The sequence below is a fragment of the Nocardia sp. NPDC050408 genome (genome assembly GCF_044458905.1).
In the GTDB taxonomy this organism is placed as follows: Bacteria; Actinomycetota; Actinomycetes; order Mycobacteriales; family Mycobacteriaceae; genus Nocardia.
The window spans coordinates 74,509-97,020 of the sequence record NZ_JBITIL010000012.1; the positions used below are offsets into that span (position 1 = coordinate 74,509).

At 66.0% G+C, this 22,512-nt stretch carries 11 protein-coding genes; 1 reads left to right on the top strand and 10 read right to left on the bottom strand.

Translation table 11 applies throughout. The features are described 5' to 3' along the window. Positions 1-2 precede the first annotated feature (2 nt). The 10 genes from ACIBJI_RS28755 to ACIBJI_RS28800 form a co-directional block, all read right to left on the bottom strand. Positions 3-1,304, bottom strand: coding sequence for an MFS transporter (locus ACIBJI_RS28755; RefSeq protein ID WP_397086693.1), 1,302 nt, complete (start codon positions 1,302-1,304; stop codon positions 3-5). 16 nt (positions 1,305-1,320) lie between these two features. Then, a complete protein-coding gene (locus ACIBJI_RS28760; RefSeq protein ID WP_397086695.1) occupies positions 1,321-5,532 on the bottom strand; it encodes a TIGR02680 family protein in 4,212 nt (1,403 codons plus the stop codon). A gap of 3 nt (positions 5,533-5,535) precedes the next feature. After that, positions 5,536-6,945, bottom strand: coding sequence for a TIGR02678 family protein (locus ACIBJI_RS28765; RefSeq protein WP_364347900.1), 1,410 nt, complete (start codon positions 6,943-6,945; stop codon positions 5,536-5,538). After that, positions 6,945-8,432: a TIGR02677 family protein gene (locus ACIBJI_RS28770; protein WP_364347897.1), complete on the bottom strand. Its 1,488-nt coding sequence runs from the start codon at positions 8,430-8,432 to the stop codon at positions 6,945-6,947. The genes ACIBJI_RS28765 and ACIBJI_RS28770 overlap by 1 nt, the downstream gene beginning before the upstream one ends. 153 nt (positions 8,433-8,585) lie before the next feature. Continuing rightward, a complete protein-coding gene (locus ACIBJI_RS28775) occupies positions 8,586-8,909 on the bottom strand; it encodes a type II toxin-antitoxin system PemK/MazF family toxin (RefSeq protein WP_364347678.1) in 324 nt (107 codons plus the stop codon). Continuing rightward, entirely contained in the window at positions 8,899-9,111 is a 213-nt protein-coding gene (locus ACIBJI_RS28780) for a hypothetical protein (protein ID WP_364347675.1), read from the bottom strand. Before ACIBJI_RS28780 ends, ACIBJI_RS28775 begins: the two co-directional genes overlap by 11 nt. 61 nt (positions 9,112-9,172) lie before the next feature. Next, positions 9,173-13,114 (bottom strand): CHAT domain-containing protein, encoded by a 3,942-nt coding sequence (locus ACIBJI_RS28785; protein WP_397086697.1) that lies wholly within the window; start codon positions 13,112-13,114, stop codon positions 9,173-9,175. Between the two features lie 47 nt (positions 13,115-13,161). Next, positions 13,162-14,301, bottom strand: a complete 1,140-nt coding sequence (locus tag ACIBJI_RS28790) for an XRE family transcriptional regulator (protein ID WP_364347669.1) — start codon at positions 14,299-14,301, stop codon at positions 13,162-13,164. A gap of 530 nt (positions 14,302-14,831) precedes the next feature. After that, a complete protein-coding gene (locus tag ACIBJI_RS28795; protein ID WP_397086755.1) occupies positions 14,832-17,432 on the bottom strand; it encodes an AMP-binding protein in 2,601 nt (866 codons plus the stop codon). A 105-nt stretch (positions 17,433-17,537) separates the two neighbouring features. Beyond that, positions 17,538-18,440 carry a PAC2 family protein gene (locus ACIBJI_RS28800; RefSeq protein WP_387293241.1) on the bottom strand — a complete coding sequence of 301 codons (903 nt, stop codon included), beginning with the start codon at positions 18,438-18,440 and terminating at the stop codon, positions 17,538-17,540. A gap of 136 nt (positions 18,441-18,576) precedes the next feature. On the opposite strand from ACIBJI_RS28800, the gene metH reads away from it, so the two are divergent. Then, positions 18,577-22,176, top strand: coding sequence for a methionine synthase (gene metH, locus ACIBJI_RS28805; RefSeq protein WP_364347660.1), 3,600 nt, complete (start codon positions 18,577-18,579; stop codon positions 22,174-22,176). Positions 22,177-22,512 lie beyond the last annotated feature (336 nt).

Sequence of the window (22,512 nt, forward strand, 5' to 3'; positions counted from 1 at the left end):
GCTCAGCCGACCGGTACGGGTGCCTCGGCTGTCCGGTCCGGTAGCGCCCGGATAAGCACCGCCGTGCTGATCGTGCTCAACGCGCAGATGGCGACGATGTAGCAGGTGACCGCCGCGGAGGTCGAGCCCGCGGTCCACAGTGCGGTCGCGATGAGCGGGGCGAGGCCGCCGCCGAGGATGACCGAGATCTGCACGATCAGCGAGGTGCCGGAGTAACGGACCGATGGTGGGAAGAGTTCGGCGATGATGATGCCGCCGACGCTGTGGGCGATGGGCAGCGTCACGCCCATACCGAGCAGTGCGAGGAAGACGACGGCCTTGTTGCCGGTATTCAGCAGCGGGAAGTACACCGCACACCACAGCGTCAGCGCGGCGGTGCCAGCGAGGAATACCCGACGCGTGCCGTAGCGGTCGGCGATCGAGCCCCAGAAGGGCATTGCGGCACACCAGAAAACGGCCGAAACGATAACGCCGAGCAGCAGGAAGTCTCGGCTGAACCCGAGCGCCTTGGTGCCATAGGTCAACGTGAACACCATGAAGATATAGACGACCGCCGAGGTCGCCACGGCGGCGAACAGAATCAACAGCAGCCGTACAGGTCCCACCCGAAGGGCGTCGCGAAGCGGAAACGACGCGACTTCGCCGCGTTGGACGAGTTCGGCATAGTGCGCGGATTCGGTGATCCCGAGCCGCACCCACAGCCCGACAATGACGAGAATCGCGCTGAGCAGGAACGGAATTCGCCAACCCCAGCTCAGGAACGCCGAATCCGGCAGCAGCGCACTGGTGCCGAGGAAGATGGCATTGGCCAGGACCAGCCCGGCCGGTGTGCCCATTTGCGGGTAGCTGGCATACCGGTTGAGCCGTCCCGATGGCGCATGCTCCATCGACAGCACCACCGCCCCCGCGCCTTCACCGCCGAGTCCGACGCCCTGCAGCAGTCGCAGCGCGATGAGCACTGCGGGAGCCCAGAATCCGATGCTCGCGTAGCTCGGGGTCACCCCGATGAGCATGGTGCTCACACCCATCAGAAAAAGCGACACCACGAGGGTGTTCTTGCGACCGATCCGATCACCGAAGTGGCCGAAGAGCAGCCCGCCGACCGGTCGCGCCCCGAAACCGACCGCGAAAGTGCTGAATGCCGCCAGCGTTCCGGCGGCGGGGCTCAGCGTCGGAAAGAACTGTTTACTGAAGATCAACGCGGATGCCGTGCCGTAGAGCATGAAGTCGTACCACTCGAGGGTGGTGCCGACCAGGGTGGCGATGGCGACCTTGCGGTGGGGCGGGATGGAGTTCGAAGACACTGCTATCCATTCAAAATCAGCTGACCGGGGCCGGGGTGCCCGGCATGTTGTCCAGTGCCAGCCCGCCTTCGATCGAGTTCGCGACGCGGCGGCGGTTGGGGGAGCCGAGCGCGGCGGTGAGATCGGTTCCATCGTGTTCGGCCAGCAGATCGCCGCTGTCCCACACCAGCAGCGTCGCGCTGACGGTGTTCTCGGCAGCCGAATGCGCGAGATCGTAATGTGCGCAGCCGGGGACGTGCGGATAGGTGATCCACAGGTCGTAGCCGGTCATGAACAGATCCAGGTCGAATTGCACGCTCAGGCCGAGCAATTCGCTGCGGCCGTTGTCGTCGACACCGGCGAACGCCTCGTCCAGCGCGAGCAGTCGCGGGGCTTGCGGATCGGCCGAGTCGAGCATGACGTGCGCGGCCGCGAACAGCGGCAGATGCAGCGAGACGGACTGCTCACCACCGGAGAGCGCACTGTGCCTGGCCACGGTCAGCTTGTCCTCGCTGCCGTCGGCGGAGATGAGGGTGAAGGAGAACACCCGCCAGGTCCGGTAATCCAGTGTCGAGCCCAGGATTTCGGGGTAGGAACGTTCCGGATGTGCGGCGCGGGCGGCCCGGATCTCGGCGGCGAAGTGGGCGCGGATGGCCGCCAGATCATCGGCGACGAGGGAGGAGGCGTCGCGATCCAACAGCTTGCACATGGCCCTGGCCGCATCCGAGAGCGAATCGGACAGCACCCAGTGCACGCCGATGGTATTGCCCGAGGACATGCGGCGCTGCTTCATCTCCGCACCCATTCGGGCGATCAGATCGCGGGCATCGCTGGTTCGTTCGTAGATCTGCTGTGCCAGGCCGGTGAGCAGCGCGTCCTCGAGGATCCGGCGTTCGGCGTCGGTGAGCAGCAATTCCTGATCGCGACGGGCGGCGTCGATCCGGGTGGCGAAATCGGCCAGGGCGGACAGTCCGTTGTCGTCTTGTACCTGGACGACGGTCAGGCCGTCCGCGGCATCCCATTGCAGCCGGTAGTCGCGGCCGGAAGCGGCCAGTGCGGCATCGAATTCCTGCAGTGCGGAGGTCACCGCACTGCGGGTGGATTTGCGGGCCGCTTCGCCCGCCCGCACGGAAGACGTTGCGGCGGTGAGGTTGTCGAAGAGTTCGGCCACCTCGTCCGGCAGCACCTGGGGTTCGACCTCCGGCCCGGCCGCCGAAATGCGGTAGAGCAGTTGCTCGGGGGTCGACCAGGCGGCATCGCTGCTCGGCCAGCGGCTGTCGGCGGGTGCGCCGAGCAGGGTGAGCAGATCCGGTTGGGCGTAGGGCGCGAGGGCTTTCACATCGGCCAGGACTTCGGTGAGCGCGGTACCGAGCGATTCGTGCGCGGTGCGGTAGGCCGCCTCCGCATCACCGACCGCCTCGATCGCCGCATTGGCGGCCTTGCGAGCGGCCTTCTGCTCGGCCCTGGTCACCTCGATCTTCGCGCGCGCCTGTTCGAGTTCACGATCGATATCGGCGGCTCCCGCACCGAGTGCCTCGCGCAGGGTTTCGAGTTTGCGCAGCTGCTCTTGGTAGCCCGCATTCGCGACCTCGGCCTCTTCGGCGAAGGCCTCGGCCAGATCGCGGGCCTCGTCGAAGCGGTCCGAACTCTCGCGTTCGCGTTCGCGTTCGCGTTCGTGGTCGGCGCGCAGACGCAGTAGCCCGGTTCCGGTGTTCTCGAAATGACGGATCGCGGCGGCGAGGGCGTCGATCTCGCGGGCGTCGCGCGGAGTGCGATGCGCCTGGGCGACCGAGCGCAGCTTCTTCTCGACGGCCGACGCCTCGGCCACCGCTTGGTCGAGGTCGCGTTCGGCCTGGGCGACCGTCTCGCAGCGCGAGCGCATCATGCCCGCGGCTTCGGAAACCGAGCGCAGGGCGGCGGTGACTGCCGAGGGGCGCGGTATTGCCTTGGCGGCGGCAGAGATTCGCGCGAGTTCGGCGTTCGCCGCGGACTCGCCGGCCCGAGCCCGCCGCTGTGTCTCCTCGGCGGCCTCGATTGCCGCGGCCAACTCGGCGAGCCGGATTTCCCGGCGCTTGGCGCGGGCGGTCGCTCCGATGAATTCGGCATCGGGTTTGTGGTGGCGGCCGACCTGAACGCCTTGGCGGAATCCGCCGGTGGTGCTCACACCGACTTCGGTGCCGAGGTCGGAGTCCTTGTCGTACAGGGCAATGGAGGCCAGCACATCCGCGACGACCTGCTTCGGCACCGTGAGATCGACCGAATCATCCTCCACGACAAGGACATCGGCTAACGTACGACCGGACGGCCGCGCGGCGGTGGGCAATGGAACGAGGAACTGGTCGGAAGTGTATTCCGGTCGTTCGGATTCCGCGCACACCCAACTGTCGAGCAGGTCGGCGGCGTGCAGGGCGGCCTCGATGCCCGCGGCTTGCGACGGTGTCACGGAATCGGCGAAGCCGACCAGTCGCCACAGTGGCGCACCCGGACGACCCTGCGCGCTGCGCGCCCGAGCGGCGGAAACCGGTGGGGCCTCGTCACGTTGGGCCGCGACCTCATCGCGTTCGGCATGGAGTTCGGCGAGGCGGTCACCGGCCAGCGCGGCGGTGGCGCGCGCTTCCTGACGACGGGTGCGGATGTCCTCGAGCAGCGGTTCGGCACGCTCGGCCAAGACCTCGGCGCCACCGGCGGCCTCATCGGATCCCGCGGTGGCCAATGCGGCATCGAGCGCCTCGAACAGGCCTTTCTGTATGGGGGAGTACACCTCACGATGCGCGTCCCACCAGGTGCGCAGTGCACCACTGGCCTCGGTACGCGCGAGCACTACGGCCGTCTCGGCGGCCGAGACCTCGGCTGCGGCCGATTCGCGCAGCGACCTGGCCCGTTCGGCGAGCTGTTCGGCACGATTGCGTTCGGCTGTGGCGGAATCCATCAGACCGAGCGCCTTGCGGACTGCGCGCACGTCGGCGTCGCGCTCCTCGGCATGGCCACGAACCGCGGCGGTCAGTTGATCGCCACGGGCCTGATCGGCCAATCCGGCCCAGGTAATTCCCGCCTCTTCGGCGGCGGCACGCAATTCGTCCTCGCCACGGGACAGTGCGGCGGCCGCATTCTGTACCGCCGCCGTGGCGCGTTCGGCTTCCTGTCCGCGCTGATCGAGGGTTTGCCTGGCCTTGAGCGCCTTGTCTTTGTGCACACCCGCCGAGGTCTCCAGGCGGCGGACGGCGTCGGCGAGGTCGTCGAGTTGCTGTTTGCCCTCGTAGGCGCTGGAGCGCTGCAGGGTTTCCCGGTCGGAAAGCGCTTGTTCGTAGGCGCGATCGGCATCGTCGGCGCGCGCCTCGGCAGCGGTGCGTTCGGCCTCGCGACGTTCGCGCAGTGCGGTGGCGGCGAAGAGGGCGGTGCTGGCGTGGGTCACCGCATCGAGACGAGTGCGGACCTGATCGACATCGGTCTTCGCTTGTACCGCAAGATATTTCCGGTACACATCGACGAAAGACCTGGTGGCGGTATCGGCGTGGACCAGACCCTCCAGGGTGCGCCCGACCTCCTCCATATCGCTGAACGAACGCGCCGCGTCCAGGATCAGCTGTTCGTCGAGTGGGCGCAGACCATCGGTGAGTGCCTGCGAAAGTCCGCGCGGATCAAGGTTTTTCGCGAGCTGGGGGCGGCGCAGCGTGAGAATGAGATTGATCAGCTGGTCGTAGCGCTGGGTGCCCAGGCCGAACATGCGTGCGTCGATCGCATTGCGATACTCGACCGGTCGATCGACGATGGCGTCGGTGCCGATCTGTTCGGCCAACTGCTTGCGGGTCAGCGGCCGATCATCCGGGCCGATGAGTGAAAAGTCCACGCCCGCACGACCGTCGGCGACGAAATACCAGCGCGTCACCTTGTCCGATGAGCGGGTGGCACGCATACCGATGCCGATGGTGACGACTTCGGGATCGTCCCATTTACCGCGCGCGAACTCCATCCACACATACGAATACGCGGATTCCTGCTTGCGGTACAACAGGTTCGACTTCATCGTGCGCTCTTCACCCGCGAACGGATTGAGCCTGCGCGGTTCGATCCGGCCGTCGAGTACGAATGGGAACAGCACCTCTAGCGCCTTGGTCTTACCGGAACCGTTGGGCCCGCGCAGCACCAGCCTGCCGTCGGCGAAGCAGTATTCCTGGTCGCGGTAGTCCCACAGGTTGATGATGCCAGCGCGCGTCGGGACGAACCGCACTCCGCCATGGATGAGCGACATGGTCTAAATCCCTTCCCTACCAGCGCTATCGGCCCCGTGCGTGTCGGAGGCGGTGACGAACAATTCGGCGGCCCGTTTGGTGCGGACGGTGACGACCGCGCCGCGGTAGCGAGCCAGTGCGGGCAGAATGATCAGGCCGTCCGCTACCACCTGGACCAGCCGCAGCCGCTCCAGCAGGGCGGTCACCTCCCTGGTCAGCCCGGGAACATCGGCCTGCCACTGTGCCGCGAAGGTGACACCGTAGCGGTCGGTCAGCGCTTGCACGGTCTCGCCGACCCAGCTCGCTTCGACGAATGGGTACGTCGCGCGCACGTAGGCCATCGCCTCCGTGTCCGGATCCGAGACCTCTTCCCCGACTTCGGGGTCGGTCGACGGGAGGTCGGCGAGCGGAACGAATACGGTGGACTCGGGGATGGCACCGTCGAGCTGCTCGGCCAGCGCGACCGCTGGATCGGGTGCGCCGGGACGCACCGGCACCGGATTGTCGATATCGAGTACGCGATCGGCGATCTCACCGACCAGCAGCAGCGCCACCTGCGCCAATGTGCCGGTGCCTGGGAAACGGACATCGGAGAGACGTCCGGAGACATCGATCAATGCGACGCCCTCGGCCCGGCGTTCTGCCCGCAAGCCGGTGAACAATTCGACATCCGCGACGACCCGATCCTGCAGCAACAGCGGACGCTCGTCATGGTCCAGATCCTCGGCGTACACCACCGGACGCTCAATGAGACTGCGCCGCACCCGCCGAGCCGCATCGGCGGCTTGCGCGTTCGCGGCCGGGCCCAGTGCGTCCTCGGTCAACAGACCACGGACACTGTGCAAATGCTGCAGCGCGCGCGGCGGTCGAAAAAGCGCGAATACAACCGGTCGGTCGATGTCGTACAGCGCTTCACCCGCCTCCGGATCGGCGGCCCAGCCACCCGCATCGCCATCGGCGAGGGTGAGGGCACCCCGATGTGCGAGCCAGCCGACAGCATCGACGAAGGCATCGCGATCGGCGGCGCGGTCGGGTGATAGTTCGAGCCCGTCGACCCGGCCGGTATAGGCGGCGACCTGATCGGCCAACTCCGACAACGTGATCTGATCGCCCGCGCGGCCGAGCGCCGCCAGTGCCAACGCCAGGTAGGCGTAGCGGCGGCGATCGAAGACACGGTCGGTGACGGAGCGGGCCGGTTTGCCGGAATCGAGCCGATCGATGACCGGGAAGACCCGGGCGGTCGTTTCGGTGACCTCGAGCCGGTAGCCGAACAATTCGGCCAGATCCTCGCGGAGTTCGGTGGCCCAGCGGCGGATCAGCGGCAGTGCGATCCGGTCCGGATATGTCCGGGTGACCAGGTGGTTGGCCAGGATCACCCGGGCCGCGCGCTGATAGTTGTCCAATGCGAGCGAGTCGATGCGGCGGGCGTTGATCATGCGCGCTGCCCGCGGGTCGACTGCTTCACCTCGAGGCGGCGGTTGTTCAAATGCAGCAGGCCACGCGCGGTGCGGACCACCGTCGAACCCGGATGTTCGGAGACGGTGAGGGTGACGCCGCTATCCGAGCCGGTGGTGCCGTCGGTGCGGCCGCTCACCGGAACCCATGCCGTGGACGCGGCGTCGATCAGGCGCAGCAGCACCTCGGTCTCCCGTTCGTCCAAGACGCGCTCGTGCACCGAGGCGGCGGCCAGGGATTTGGCGGCCTGAGCGCGGGCGCGCTGGGCGTCGAGTTGCGCTTCGCGGAGTCGGCGAATTCCGGCGTCATTGCGTTGAATTCGGGCAGGGGCACCGGCTTGCGCCGGTCTGCCCGTTTCGGCGAGGGTGCGCGATATTTCCAGTGGCGGTGCCTCCCACCAGGAGCGGATCGCGGGAATCAGATCCGCATCCGGATGTTCCAGCGAAATATGGCGCGGCCTGCCGAGACCGAAGACGGCGTCGAAGAGCGCATGCGCGCTATCGGTGGTCGGTGCGGCGGTGAACCAGCCCGCGAGATGCCGCAGCGCCGATTCGCGACTGACCCCGCCCTTGCGTGAATCGGTGACCCGCCGCAGCAGTGACAGCACGGCGGCAATGGCGCTCATGGTCGCCTCTCGCAGCCGATCCGCCTCAGTACCGGATGATTCACCGGGAGTATCGGAGGCGGTCGCGACGAACCAGGTTCGCAGTCCCTGCCAGCGCGCCCGCCAATCCGCCTGCCGCTCGGCCGGACTCAGCAGCACCCGCTCGTCACAGCGCGCCGCCCGCTCGATGAGTTCCTCGACGCCGGTCTCCTCGATCTCGCCGGTCGCGGCGGCCAGGCGCGGCGCGAAGCGAGCCAGATCCATACTGAATTCGCGCATATGCGCGAGCAGCGCGTCCTTGTGCGCCAGGAACGATTCCGGAGTGATCTCGGTGGTGCGGACCATATCGCCGAGCGAGAGGTAGAAGTGCGCGGCCCGCGTCGCCATATCCGAGAGTGCGGCATCCAGACGGCGCAGCGTCCGGTAGACGCGCTCGGCATCACCGGCCTTATTCGCCGCGGCGAGGGTATTGAGATCCGCGAGCAGTTCGGGCAGGACCAGACGCGAGAGCGCCGCCTCGTCCATTCGCGCCTCGAGCACCCCCGCGACCGCGCGATATGCCTTGAATCCGGCCTGTGTGAGTTGATAGACGTAGTGCCGATTCCGATACTCCGCGAGCGTCGCGGCGCGCGTGCCGTCATAGCTGCGCTCGACCACACCCCACTGATGCAGCTGATCCAACAGCGGACCGATTTCCGGGCCGGTCAGCTGCGGCGCATCGGGCGCACTGCGTTCGATCCAAGTCGCGACATCATCGGCGTGCAGCAACACCACATATGCCGCCCGCGCACTGTCGAACGCCCGCAGCACCCACAGATACTCCGCTCGCTTCTCGGCCGTGGCGAAGGAGAACAGCCGCAACCGCTCATCCCATAGCGCGGGCGCGGCATACGGCAGGCCGTCATCGGAGTCGGTCACCGGGAACAGGGTAGTAGCGGGTCGGTCGCGGGTGTCGAGACCGACCCCCATTCGGCGTGGCCGCGTCCGGTTTGCCCCTGTTCGCCACCCGAGGACTCACAGATCGAACCGAGCCCGCAGCCCGATCTTGACCTGTTCGAGCACCTCCGGGGTGAGCTCACCGACCTGCTCGGTGAGACTGTCCTTCGGCACGATGGCGATGTCGTACAGCGCGATCACCCGCGAACTCTCCGGCATTGCGACGGTGAGCAATTGATGGCGCGATGGCACCTCGCGACCCTCCCGCACCGGCGCGGCGACCAACATCGGCCGCTGCCGAATCACCACATCGGAATCCACGATCACCACCGTCGCGCGGCGTCCGGAGATCCGGCTGACGAGATTCCAAATCTGGCCTTGGTGCGTGGGTTCAGCTGGCACGGCCGAACAATACTTGTTCGGCGGTCTGCTCGGCGTCCTTAGCCCATTCGGTCCCGGTGCTGTCCGGCAAGGCCCTGAGTTCGTCCTCGAGCAACTGCCTGCGTACGGCCTTGGAGATGTAGTCGCTCAACTTGTCCTCCGATGCCGCACGGAGACGGGCCGCGAGATCGTCGTCCATCGAGATATTCAGGCGCACCGTCATACAGCAGACTTTACAGCGGATACCGCGCATAGTGGTACAGAGATGGTCGCTACCTGCGGAATTACGCTGGCGGGAGCAGGCGCCGCAGCAATGTCTTGCCCTGTTCGAGCAGAGCGTCGAAGCGCGTGGACCCGAGCGGGTGCGGGTCGACGATGTCGAGCACGCGACCCAGGGTGGTCAACGCGAACTCCATATCGCGCAGGGCGCGGGGGCTGGTCGGATCGGTTTCGAGGAGGTCTTGGGCGATCGCGAGGGCCGCACGGTAGACCTCGACGGCGGAGCCGTAGTCCCGCTCGCGTTCGGCGGCATCCCCGATCGCCCAGAGAATCAGACCGACATCGCGGTGCAGTTGCAGATTCTCCGGATCGGCGGTGGCCAAGCGGCGGGCGATGGTGAGTGCCTCGGTGTTGTGGCGGAAGGCGAGAGGGAAGGCACCGGTCGCGGCGGCGACCCTGGCGAGCTGGTGATGGGAGATGCTCAGATCGCGCTGCTTTTCGGTGTTGGTCGGATCGGCGGCCGCGAGTTGTTTCGCGAGGGTGAGGGATTGGGTGTAGTGGTGGTCGGCGGCCGGATAATCGCCGGTGTGGATGGCCAAGTCGCCGAGTTTGTCATGGGAAATGCTGAGGTCGCGCTGATTTCGAGCATTGCCCGGGTCGGCGTCGGCGAATCCGCGGTGGATGGCCAGGGATTGGGTGTAGTGGGTCGAGGCCGTGGTGAGTTCGCCGAGTCGCAGTGCCACATCGCCGGATCGGTTGAGCGCGATGGCGAGATCGCGTCGATATTCGGCATTGCCGGGATCCTTCTCGGCGAGTTCGCGGTGGATAGCGAGGGATTCGGTGAAGAACGTGAACGCTTCCTCGGGAGTTTCGTAGAGCAACGAGGTGTCGCCGATCTGCTGCATCGCAATGGCGACATCGCGGGTGATTTCGGTATCGCCCGGATCGGCCAGCGAGAGTTCGGTACTGATGCGCAGCTTTTCGAAATAATGCCTGCTCGCGGTCTTGCCGTGCCCCGTGCGCATAGCGAGATCGCCGAGTTTGCCATGCGCGATGGCCAGGCCGCGCCGGGATTCGGCGGCATCGGGGCCGGATTCGATGAGACCGCCGTGCAGGGTGAGCGATTCGGTGTAGAGGTACTGTGCGCCGTCGAGATCGGCGGTCAGTACTGCCAGGTCGCCGAGTCGGGTGCAGGCATTGGCTAGGTCGCGGCGCAGGTCGTCGCGGGTGCGGTCGTTGTCGGCAAGGGAGCGTCGGATGGCCAGCGCCTCGGTGTGGTGGGCGAGAGCAGCAGTGAGATCGCCGGTGCGAACTGCGATATCGCCCAGACTCTCCAGTGCGCGGCTGAGGACCTGTCGCATATCGACGTTGTTCGGGTCGGTATTCGTGAGATAACGTGCGGTGCGCAGGGATCGGCTGTAGTGCTCGCGCGCCGTGCCGAGATCTCCGGCCAGCATGGCGAGTTCACCGAGGGTGTCCAGGCCGATGACGAGTGCGCGTCGGGCATCGGCGCTGCCCGAGGCCGTTTGGACCCGGGCCCGCAGCACCTCGACCAACGCGCACTGGCGATCGGTCGCGGCACGGAGGTTTCCGGTACGGCGCAGTGCGCGTACCTCGCGCTCACCGAGTTCGAGATAGCCGGGAGTGTCGGTCGGCAGGGTCGGCATGATCTCGCCGAGCAGGGCGGCGACTTGCAATTGGTCCAGCTCGCGGCAGAACGGGATGGCGAGTTGGGTAAGTTCCGCGTACCGACCAGCAGCGAGTAGATGTCCGCATGCCTCGCTGTAGTCGTCGAAATCCCGGAAACCGGCCGAGATTCGGGCTATTCGCATCGCATGGGCTCGGTTGTGACGGCAAATTCGATCGGGGCCCTGGTGGGTATCGAGGGCCTGGGTGACCCACGGGTGCACGAGATATCGGTCGTCGTCGGTGGTCAACAGCGTCAGCCTGAGCAACGTATCGATGGCCGCCATCACTTCGCGGCACTGATCTCGTGTCGCGTCGGCACCGAAGCGGGCATGGGAGATGTCCAGATCGCGCAGCGGCGTCCGTGAAAGCGAAATCTGCAGCAGCAGTTCGCGTTCGGAAGCATTGAGCAGATCGAGCAGTGCATCGACGAGGATGTCGCGGGTGCCGAGTACCACTGCGGTGTCGAGGCTTTCGGTCAGTGTGCGGTCCTGGTCGAGATCGACTGCGTGTTCACCTGCCAACCGGCGCAGCCGTTCGCCGACCGGACGCAATGTTCCGTCACCACCACGCAATAGCGCGTCGACGAATTCGATGAGGCGAGGGTGCCCACCGATCGTCCGTGCGACCAGCCGCTGCTCCTGCGCCCGTAAACCGCTGATCTGTGGCAGCCGCAAGAACATTCGCTTCAACTCGGCGGGGCTCAGTGGAGTCAGGCCGACCTCCCCGAGGCCACCGGGAACCGGATAGCGACAGGTGACCAGCAATCGCCCCGTCTCGGCTATCCGACACAACTGCGAAAACTGTTCGGCGAAACCGGGATCCAGGAATTCCGCACCGCCGGGCCGGGTCAGATTCTGCTCGAAATCATCGAACAGCAATAACACTCGGCTCCCCGCCAACAACCGATGGACATGCTTCAATGCCTGCTCCCCGCTATCGCGAGCGAGCGCATCGGACACCGTGCGCAATGCCGGGTCGCCCTCGATCGCCGCGCGGACCGCGCCACACAGCGCGGACGGATTCCATTGCCCCACATGCTCGGCGATATGCCAGCCGCGCTCGCGCATGCGCGCCGCCACGCGACCGGCCACCGCCGTCTTCCCGAGTCCACCCATCCCGGTGATCACCACACCAGGTCGCCCACCCGACGAGTCGAGCATCCGGACGATATCGCGCACCGGCCCGCGACGGCCGATCAGATATCCGACCGGCAACTCACGCACCGTCGCACCGCTCGGTGCTTGCGTCCGGCGCCCGAGCGGTCGCGGCGGCGCCGTCGGATGCCACAGTGGCCGATCCGCGACGCCGGTCAGCAGCGTCGGCACGAACCATTCGGGTGCAACCGTTGCGCCATCGGCGAGTCGCTGTTGCTCGAGGGCGCAGCGCGCCTGCCCCAAAGCGAAGGCGACCGACCCAGACGGATGCGCGGATAGCATGGCGTAGAACGATTTCGCCAACAGCGTGGCATACCGGTCCGAAACCCGCGTCTGCATGACCAGCACCCGCTCGACACCACCGCTGATCAGCGTGCGCGCCAATCCGGCAGGCCCACCGTCGACGCCGCCGCAACTCGACAACACCACCAAGGGCAGCGCCCGCTGCGAAGCACGCAGCGCGGCAATGAGATCCGCGGCCGCGACCACATCGGCAGCGCCGTCCTCATTCTCCAACTCCAGATTCGTCGCCGACCCGTGCGCACTCAGGTGCAGCACATGGAACTCCTCGGCCCGCAGCGCCGCGGTGATCTGCTGCAGTGAAGCGACTTCCAGAATGCGCACGCCACCGCCACCCGCGGTCGGCACCTGTGAGACGGCGTCGAGGATCGCCTGCATCTCCGCTTCGACATCCAATGCCACATTGGCCGTGCGGGTCTCGGTCGGCGCGGCGACCGCAGCGAGGATCTTCAACGGTCCCGGTGCCAGCACGGAGGTGGGCTGCCCGGTACCCGAACGCCTGCGGGAGATGGCTACTGTCGGCCGCATGGCCAGGGGCATATTGTCGGCGAGCACCAGCATCTCGTAGGGGAGCAGCATCGTATCGTCGTCGACATCGAAGACCACCTCGATATCGGAGCCCTCGACGAGCCGCGTCAGCTGCCAGATCGTGCGCGATTCGAACAGTGCGTCACGCAGGGCGGTACCGATCTGAACGACCGCTCGACGCACGGTCTCCGGCTGGCCACCCACCGCATCCCACGCGCACGCCACCAGTTCTGGCAGTGGCGCTACCCGTTCACCGATGGGCGCACCCGCCTCGAACACTGTGGTGCGTAGCGATCCGTCCGCATCGCGACGCACAATGACGCGAACCCGATTCATCGCCCACCCCTTACCGCTGGCGATGAGTCAAACGTACGCCGAAATGATCACTCGCAGGACAAGGTCCGCAACTGATCCAGATACACCCGAGTGCGGGGATCGCCCGGATAGCGCTCGATGATTTCGCGCGCGGCTTCGCCCGCGATCCACATCAGCGACGGCAGCGACCGGCGCTTGCCCGCGAAGGCCCGCATGCCCTCGTCCAGTGCGAGTTCCAGGTCGCGGTTGCGCACCGCGACCACCGCGAGGGTGAGATGTGCCTCCGACACCCGCATCGGATTGCGTATCGTGCCGTCAGCGCGGGTCGAATGGCGGATGACCTCGCGCGCATACGATTCCGCGAGCGCATCCTCACCCGCGACCCGGCAGCAGTCCATGGCGTAGAAGTCGAATTTCTGCGGATCGACCACGAAATGGTTGTCGAGATTGGTCGGATGGTCGAGTCGCTCGAGGATAGCTCGCCCCTGACTCAGCGACGCTTCCACCTCGCGCCGATCGCCAAGGCGGGCCCAGGCCTTCGCTCGTTGTGCGCACAACTGGACACCCACGCCGAGTTCGCCGCTGGTTGCCATCGCTGGATCGACCGCCTCGATCGCACCCCGATAGTTGCCCTGGGTCAGCGCGAACCAGGCCGCCATTTCCGCACTCCAGCCGGTGATCTCGGCATTCTCGGCTTCCTGGCCGAGCGAATAGGCCGCGCGGCGAGTGGCTTCCGCGGTGGTGCGCCGACCGAGGTCGTAGTCCACGCAACCGACCAGCAGCGCAACCCAACCGGCCAGTACGAGAATCTCCCGATGCTGCGCCAGCGTCAGTCGGCCATCCAGCAGCGAGGTGATGCGGCGCAACCAGGATGTGCCCTCGGAATGCAGATCGTGCGGATCGGCGAACGGATATTCGCAGCACAGCCGCTCCGCGGTGATCCGGATGGCATCGAGTGTGGCCGTGGAGACATCGGACATCCGTAGCCTGCCAATGAATTCGAGAGTATCCATCCCGGTTGCCGAGAGCAGCTCATCGTCGCGGTTCGGGCGATTTTTCGGGAAGAATGCGGCCGTCACTGTATCGAACGCGGCCGCGATGATAGGGGCGTAGAAGTCGTCCGGACGCGACTCACCCGACTCCCAGCGTCGCCAGTTACGCAGCAGGGTACTGTCCGTCGGCAGGTTGTGCGAAGACTTCGCGCGCATCACACGGACGGCGTCTGCTTGTGACCACCCCCGTGCATCGCGTTCGGAGCGCATTCGGACAGCCCAGACGGGTCGATCGTCTCCAGCGGCCACGTCTGTAGTATCTCATCAGTTAACGCTCAGTGGCCCGGATAGGGCATACAGATGTCACTGGGTTGACAGCTGCACTCGCAGTTTTGCGTCCTACATGATGGATATGGGCGCGGAAGATTTGCCACGCTCCGGATGTAAGAACATCTGCCTTCCAAGTGCGCAGTACCCCTCGGCGACGGGGGTGATCCACATTAGAGAACAGCGATATCCCCAATCCAACGGAGGTTCGGGTGGAAGCGTTGATCTATGGATACTTGCGTGACGATCTGGCCGATGGCCAAGGTGCAGAGCTCGAGGATGCGATGAGCAGCCTCGCCCGCGAGGAAGGGCTCTGCTTCGCCGCAACATTCCATGAATCGACTTCCGGTGACGGCACGGCATTCGCCGAGCTGACCCAGGAGCTCAAGCGGGCGGACGCGCATCATGTGGTGGTGCCGTCACTCGATCACTTTGCCGGCCAGACGATTCCGCGTGACATTCTGATCGCGAAGCTGGCTCAGGACGCGGCGGCGCAGGTGTGGACCATCGAGAGCTGTGCGCTTCGAGACGAGGCCCTTGGCGAAGAAGCTGTGCACCAGGACTGATCTGCGCCGCAGGTTCGCCACCACCCAGGTCGCGACCGCACCGGCCGCCAGGGATGCGAGCAGCGCCGCGACATGGTGTTGCCCGAACGGCGGATAGACCTGCCAGTGCAGCAGATACACGAATAGCGAGCTGTCGGCCAGCAGCGCGGCGACCCCGGCCACGAGGGCGGGTACGCGGACCGCGGGCAGCCAGATCAACAGCAGCAGCCCGGACATCACCAGCCGCTCCCGATCGGGAACGCCGAAGTAGCCGGGGACAGAGATCAGCAGCACCGCGCTGACCAGCAGCCGCTGCCAGATCGCCGTAGCCTTCGCGGCCGCCCAGCCGAGGGCGAAGAACCAGCAGGCCAGTGGCGAGAACGGCACATCCTTGGCCGGGTAGAGCCCGAATGACCAGACCCGGAACACGATGGTGATACCGACCAGGCCCATGGCGAACCAGAACGGCTCGCGCCGCTGCACGGCATCGATGAACGGCACCCGCACCAAAAGCGCGGACACGACCATGAACAGCACGAGCACCTCGATGAACCACAGGTGCCCCGCAGTGTCGCTGTCGCGCGGTCCGAGAAACTTGTTGAGCAGCAACACGTTCTGCCAGCTGTAATAGTCGGTGAACAGCAGCGTTAGCGCCACCCAGGCGGCGGTCGGGATCGCGATGAGTGCCACCGTGTGCAGCGCGTGCCGCAGTCGTTCGGCGCGCGGGGTCATGGTGACCGCGAAGCGGGCGAAGTTGAATCCAGCGACACCGAGCAGGATATGCGCCGCCCCCCAGAGCACGAACATGCCGATATGCGAACCCGCGATCAGCACGATCCCGGCGGCGCGCAATAAGGTGGGCGTGTCCACCGTGCGACCGAATACCCTGTGGCCGTCCGGAACTCGCTCGAGTTCGGCGACGGTCAGGTCGGGCCAGTTCGCGGGCAGTCGACCGAGCGCGCGCTCGAGCCGGGTCGATGTGGTGATGTAGGTGAGCGAATTGCCGCCGAGATCGACAAAGGTGCTGTCGGGCCGAATCCGGGCGGGATCGATGCCGAGGGCAATGGCATAGAGGGCGCGGATATCCCGTGGCGGCAGTTCGGATTCGGGTGCGGCGAGTCGGCGGATCGCCGGATAGTCGGGCTTGCCATTGGGCAGGCGCGGTATTTCGTCGACCGCGCACGCGCGAATGGCTGCGGCGGGCAGACCGGACAGTTCGGCGGCGGTCGCGGCGAGTGCTTGTGCCGGAGTTTCGGCGGCGACAACCAACTGGTCGCCATTTTCGGTACAGCAGGCTGTGAAATCGGCCGCCGCCAAACCGGATTCGAGCCGTTGCAGATCGATGCGCAGGCCGAAGATCTTGGCGAACCGGCTGCGCCTGCCGACCACTTGGTACAGACCCTCGGGCGTGCGTCGGGCCAGATCGCCTGTTCGCAGCGATTCGACCGTGCGGCCACGGGCGAGATCGCATGGGCCGTCGGCATAGCCGAGCATCACATTGGGCCCGTGATAGACCAGCTCCTCGTCGTCGGTATCCGGCACCGGTTCCAGGGTGAATCGACCGCCCGGTATCGGCCTGCCGATGCAGTCCGGATGGTCGGCGGCCAATTCCGGTGGCAGATAGGCCATTCGCGCGGTGGCCTCGGTCTGGCCGTACATGACGACGAAGTCCCAGCCCGCCCGCTTGCCCAGCTCGGCGTAGTCACGGACCCGCTCGGGCGCGAGGCGACCGCCCGCCTGGGTGATGTAGCGCAGGCTCGGCAGTGTCATCTCGGCGAAGCCGATGCGTTCGAGAAGATCGATCGTGTACGGCACGGCCGCGAAAGACGTTGCACCGTAGCGACGGAACTGGACCCAGAATTCGTCGTCGAGGACCGACCGATCGGTGAGTAGCAGACTCGCGCCGCGCAGCAGATGACTGTGCACGACCGACAGTCCGTAGCAATAGAACATCGGCAGCGTCGTCGCGGCGCGACTATCGGCGTCGATGGCCAGATAGTCGGCGATCGCATCCGCGTTCGACAGTAGATTGGCCGCGGACAATCGCACCAGCTTCGGCGAACCGGTCGAACCCGAAGTACTCAACAGCAGCGCCAACTCCGGATGCAGGCGATGTGCGGAGCCGGCCCGCCGAATCTCGGGCGGGCCCGCATCGATCACGACATCGGGATCGTAGGTACCCAGCAATTCGCTGGTGATCTCCGCGGTGAGCAGGACGACGCAGCCCGCGCTCAGCGCGCCGAGATACGCGACGAGCGAGTCGATATCGTTGCGCGCGGCGAGCGCGACGAGACGCCGGTTCGCGCCGAGCTGCCGCGCGTACTCCTCGACACGTGCCGCCAGCTGCGCATAGGTGACCCGCTCCAAACCATCCGGCACCGATTCCGCTGCTGTGACGGCCGCCGATGGAGATCGAGAGCAGAGGACGGCGATCCGGTCGTCGAAGTTGCGAAGGTGCGCGACGATCCGGTGAATAGTCACTCGGGAAGTCTAGATGGCAAGGCTTTCCATAACTGCGTGCGGCCCCGTGGCGAACTTTCGGTGAATTGTCCGAACCCGAACCGCAACAGCGCGAACCGATTACAACCCGAAGCTGCCCGGACCCCGCCTGCGCAGGTACTTTTCGAATTCGGCCGCGATTGCGTCGCCATCGATCTTGGCCATCGCGTCGTTGAGATCGACCGCCGCGTCGCCGCGTTCCTCGAGCGAGCGCACATACTCGCTGATCTCGTCGTCGCCGACGGTCATCTCGTTGACGGCGGTCTCCCAGTCCTCGGCCTGTTTGGGCAGCTCGCCGAGCGGCACCTCGATATCGAGCACATCCTCGACGCGGTGCAGCAGTGCGATGGTCGCCTTCGGATTCGGCGGCTGGGAGACGTAATGCGGAACGGCCGCCCAGAACGAGACTGCGGGTACGCCCGCCTTGACACACTGATCCTGCAGCACCCCGGTAATGCCGGTCGGCCCCTCGTAGCGGGTCTGCTCCAGGCTGAACCGCTCGGCGGCTTCCTTGCTATAGGCCGATCCGGTGACCGGCACCGGGCGGGTGTGCGGGGTATCGGCGAGCAGTGCGCCGAGAATCACCACGGTCTGCACGCCGAGTTGTTCGATGAACTCGAGCAGATCCGCGCAGAAGCTGCGCCAGCGCATATTGGGTTCGATACCGCGCAGCAGCACCACATCGCGATCGCTGCCGGGCGGCGAGCAGACCGAGAGCATGGTGGAGGGCCATTGGATTTCCCTGGTCACACCGTCGACCTGACGTACCGTTGGCCGATTGACCTGGTAGTCGTAATAGTCCTCGGAGTCGAGTTCGGCCAGCGGCTCGGCATCCCAGATCAGTTCCAGATGCTCGACGGCACCACTTGCCGCATCACCCGCGTCGTTCCAGCCTTCGAAGGCGGCGACCAGCACTGGTTCCCGCAATGTCGGCAGTTCCGGCTCGGGCGATACCGGAGATTCACTGGAGTTCACCCCGGTCAGCCTACGGCGTGTGCGGACGCGGCGTTGAATTTGCGCAGTCGGCGCGGCACCGTCGGTTCATCTGTCTGAGCAGGTGTGGCGCCCGACACCGATAGGGTGGTTCGGCATGTCGTAGCGGCCCACTACGCTTGATCACATGTCTGCGTCCAGCTCAGCCGCCTTCGATACCACCCTTCTCGATACGCTCCGTCGGCGTGTCGTGATCGGCGACGGAGCGATGGGCACGATGTTGCAGGCGGCCGAGCTGACCCTGGACGACTTCCGTGGTCTGGAGGGCTGCAACGAAATCCTCAATGACACCCGCCCGGATGTGCTGCGCCATATCCACCGCGCGTACTTCGAGGCCGGTGCGGATGCGGTCGAGACCAATACGTTCGGCTGCAATCTGCCGAACCTCGCCGACTACGATATCGCCGACCGGATTCGCGATCTTTCCGAGCGCGGCACCCGCCTGGCTCGTGAGGTCGCCGACGAGATGGGCCCCAGCGCGGACGGCACCCCCCGCTATGTGCTGGGTTCGATGGGACCGGGCACCAAACTGCCGACGCTCGGTCATGCCCCCTTTACCGCGCTGCGCGATGCCTACACCGAGGCGGCGCTGGGCATGCTCGAGGCCGGTGCGGACGCCATCCTGATCGAGACCTGCCAGGACCTGTTGCAGGTCAAGGCCGCGGTGACCGGAAGTCAGCGCGCGATGGTCAAGCTGGGCAGGCGCATTCCGATCATCACCCACGTCACAGTGGAGACCACCGGCACCATGCTGGTCGGCAGTGAGATCGGCGCGGCGCTCACCGCGCTGGAGCCACTGGGAATCGACATGATCGGCTTGAACTGCGCAACCGGCCCGGCCGAGATGAGCGAACATCTGCGCCACCTGTCTCGGCACGCGACGGTTCCGGTGTCGGTCATGCCGAATGCCGGTCTGCCCGTACTCGGCGCGAACGGCGCGGAGTACCCGCTGACTCCCGAAGAGCTGGCAATCGCGTTGCGCGGTTTCGTATCGGAATTCGGTCTCGCGCTGGTCGGCGGCTGCTGCGGTACCACTCCTGAACATATTCGCCAGGTCACCGCGGCGGTGCGCGAGGTGGAACCGACGCTGCCGCCGCTGGACGCGCGCCGCGAACCGGTGCACGAGCCGAGCGTATCGAGCATGTACACAGCGGTGCCGTTCGAACAGGATGCCTCGGTCCTGATGATCGGCGAGCGCACGAATGCCAACGGCTCCAAGGCATTCCGCGAGGCCATGCTGGCCGAGGACTGGCAGAAGTGCCTCGATATCGCCAAGGATCAGACTCGAGATGGCGCGCATATGCTCGATCTGTGCGTCGACTACGTCGGACGCGACGGCACCAGGGATATGGCGGCACTGGCGTCGCGGCTGGCGACCGCGTCGACCCTGCCGATCATGCTCGACTCCACCGAAACCCCGGTCCTGCAGGCCGGTTTGGAACATCTCGGTGGTCGCTGCGCGGTCAACTCGGTGAACTACGAGGACGGTGACGGTCCGGACTCCCGGTTCCAGCAGACGATGAAGCTGGTCGCCGAACACGGCGCCGCGGTGGTCGCGCTGACCATCGATGAGGAGGGCCAGGCCCGCACCGCCGAGAAGAAGGTGGAGATCGCCGAGCGGCTCATTGCCGATATCACCGGCAACTGGGGTCTTCGCGAAAGCGACATCATCATCGACACGCTTACCTTCACCCTCGGCACCGGCCAGGAGGAGTCGCGGCGCGATGGCCTCGAAACCATCGAGGCCATCCGGCTGCTCAAGCAGAAGCATCCCGAGGTGCAGACCACACTCGGTCTGTCGAATATCTCCTTCGGCCTCAATCCCGCCGCGCGCCAGGTGCTGAATTCGGTATTCATGCACGAATGCGTCCAGGCCGGATTGGACTCCGCGATCGTGCACGCCTCCAAAATCCTGCCGATCGCCCGCATACCGGAGGAACAGCGCGAGACCGCGCTGGATCTGCTCTATGACCGACGCCGCGACGATTACGACCCGCTGCAGAAGCTCATGTCGCTGTTCGAGGGCGTGTCGGCCTCGTCGTCGCGGGCCTCGCGCGCGGAGGAATTGGCGGCGCTGCCGCTGTTCGAGCGGCTGGAGCGCCGGATCGTCGACGGTGAGAAGGCAGCGATTGAAGCCGACCTCGACGCCGCCATGACTGAGGTGCCGCCGCTGCAGATCATCAATGAAACGCTGCTGTCGGGTATGAAGACGGTCGGCGAGCTGTTCGGCTCCGGCCAGATGCAGCTGCCGTTCGTGTTGCAGTCGGCCGAGGTGATGAAGGCGGCGGTGGCCTACCTCGAGCCGCATATGGAGGCCACCGACGACAGCGGTAAGGGCCGCATCGTGCTGGCCACCGTCAAGGGCGATGTGCACGATATCGGCAAGAATCTGGTCGACATCATCCTGTCCAATAACGGCTACGAGGTGGTCAACCTCGGCATCAAACAGCCGATCGCGACCATTCTCGATGCCGCCGTCGACAAGAAGGCCGATGTGATCGGCATGTCCGGTCTGCTGGTGAAGTCGACCGTGGTGATGAAGGAGAACCTGGAGGAACTCAACGCCAAGGGCGTCGCCGACCAGTTCCCGGTGCTGCTCGGCGGTGCGGCGCTGACCCGCGCCTACGTCGAGAACGACCTCACCGAGGTCTACCACGGCGACGTGCACTACGCCCGCGACGCCTTCGAGGGCCTGCGGCTGATGGACGACATCATGACCCGCAAGCGCGGCGGCGGCGGCCTCGATCCGGACAGCCCCGAGGCGATCGCGGAGCGCGAGAAGGCGGCCGAGCGCAAGGCGCGGCACGAGCGTTCCAAGCGCATCGCCGAACAGCGCAAGGCAGCCGAGGTGCCGATCGAGGTGCCGCAGCGCTCCGATGTGGCCGCGGATCTGCCGGTCGCGGTGCCGCCGTTCTGGGGCACCCGGGTGGTGAAAGGCGTTTCGCTGCAGGAGTATTCGGGACTGCTCGACGAGCGCGCGCTATTCCTGGGACAGTGGGGTCTGCGCGGTCAACGCGGCAGTGAGGGCCCGAGCTACGAGGAGCTGGTGGAGACCGAGGGGCGGCCGCGGCTGCGATACTGGCTGGACCGGCTGTCCACCGAAGGCGTGCTGCAGCATGCGGCCCTGGTCTACGGGTACTTCCCCGCGGTCTCCGAGGGCGATGACGTGATCGTGCTGACCGAGCCCGATCCGGATGCGCCGCAACGCTACCGATTCACCTTCCCGCGCCAGCAGCGCGACCGGTTCCTGTGCATAGCCGACTTCATCCGCTCGCGCGAACGGGCACGTGAAACCGGTCAGGTCGATGTGCTGCCGTTCCAGTTGGTCACCATGGGTCAGCCGATCGCAGACTTCGCCAATGAGCTGTTCGCGGCCGACAACTACCGCGACTACCTCGAGGTGCACGGCATCGGCGTCCAGCTCACCGAGGCGCTCGCCGAATACTGGCACCGGCGGGTCCGCGAAGAGTTGGTGCTGGAAGGACATTCGATCGCCGACTCCGACCCGTCGGATGTGCAGGAGTACTTCAAACTCGGCTACCGCGGCGCGCGTTACTCCTTCGGTTACGGTGCCTGCCCGGATCTGGAGGACCGCGCGAAACTGGTCGACCTGCTCGAGGCCGGCCGCATCGGCGTCGTACTGTCCGAGGAACTGCAGCTGCATCCGGAACAGTCGACCGATGCGTTCGTGCTGCTGCATCCGGAGGCCAAGTACTTCAATGCGTAAGTGCCGACCAGTCTGTTTCCGGGCGGGATTCGTTATCCGCCCGGTACGGACGTTGTGATTCTCACCGCATCGGAATCGGGTCGATCGGTGCGGGTGATGGCCTTGATTACCTCGTGATATGTGAGATGAAATGCGGACGCCGACGACACGAGGGCTTGCGACGCGCGGGCGTATTCTTCGGCCGCGCGGCTCTGACCTGGGCTATCGCCTTCGGGTTCGCGCGCCGGTGGCTGGATGTCGGTCAGGTATGACAAAGTCGGAACTGTTGCAACTGCATCCGGGGCAGTCGGCGGATGTGTATGTCCTGCGGCAATTCGGGTGCAAAGGACTTCGGCG

What these genes read in the sequence shown, in the direction of transcription:
- ACIBJI_RS28760 (WP_397086695.1), bottom strand. Translation starts at nt 5,532, where the DNA reads ATGTCGCTCATCCATGGCGGAGTGCGGTTCGTCCCGACGCGCGCTGGC.
- metH (WP_364347660.1), top strand. Translation starts at nt 18,577, where the DNA reads ATGTCTGCGTCCAGCTCAGCCGCCTTCGATACCACCCTTCTCGATACG.
- ACIBJI_RS28780 (WP_364347675.1), bottom strand. Translation starts at nt 9,111, where the DNA reads ATGACGGTGCGCCTGAATATCTCGATGGACGACGATCTCGCGGCCCGT.
- ACIBJI_RS28785 (WP_397086697.1), bottom strand. Translation starts at nt 13,114, where the DNA reads ATGAATCGGGTTCGCGTCATTGTGCGTCGCGATGCGGACGGATCGCTA.
- ACIBJI_RS28790 (WP_364347669.1), bottom strand. Translation starts at nt 14,301, where the DNA reads ATGCGCGCGAAGTCTTCGCACAACCTGCCGACGGACAGTACCCTGCTG.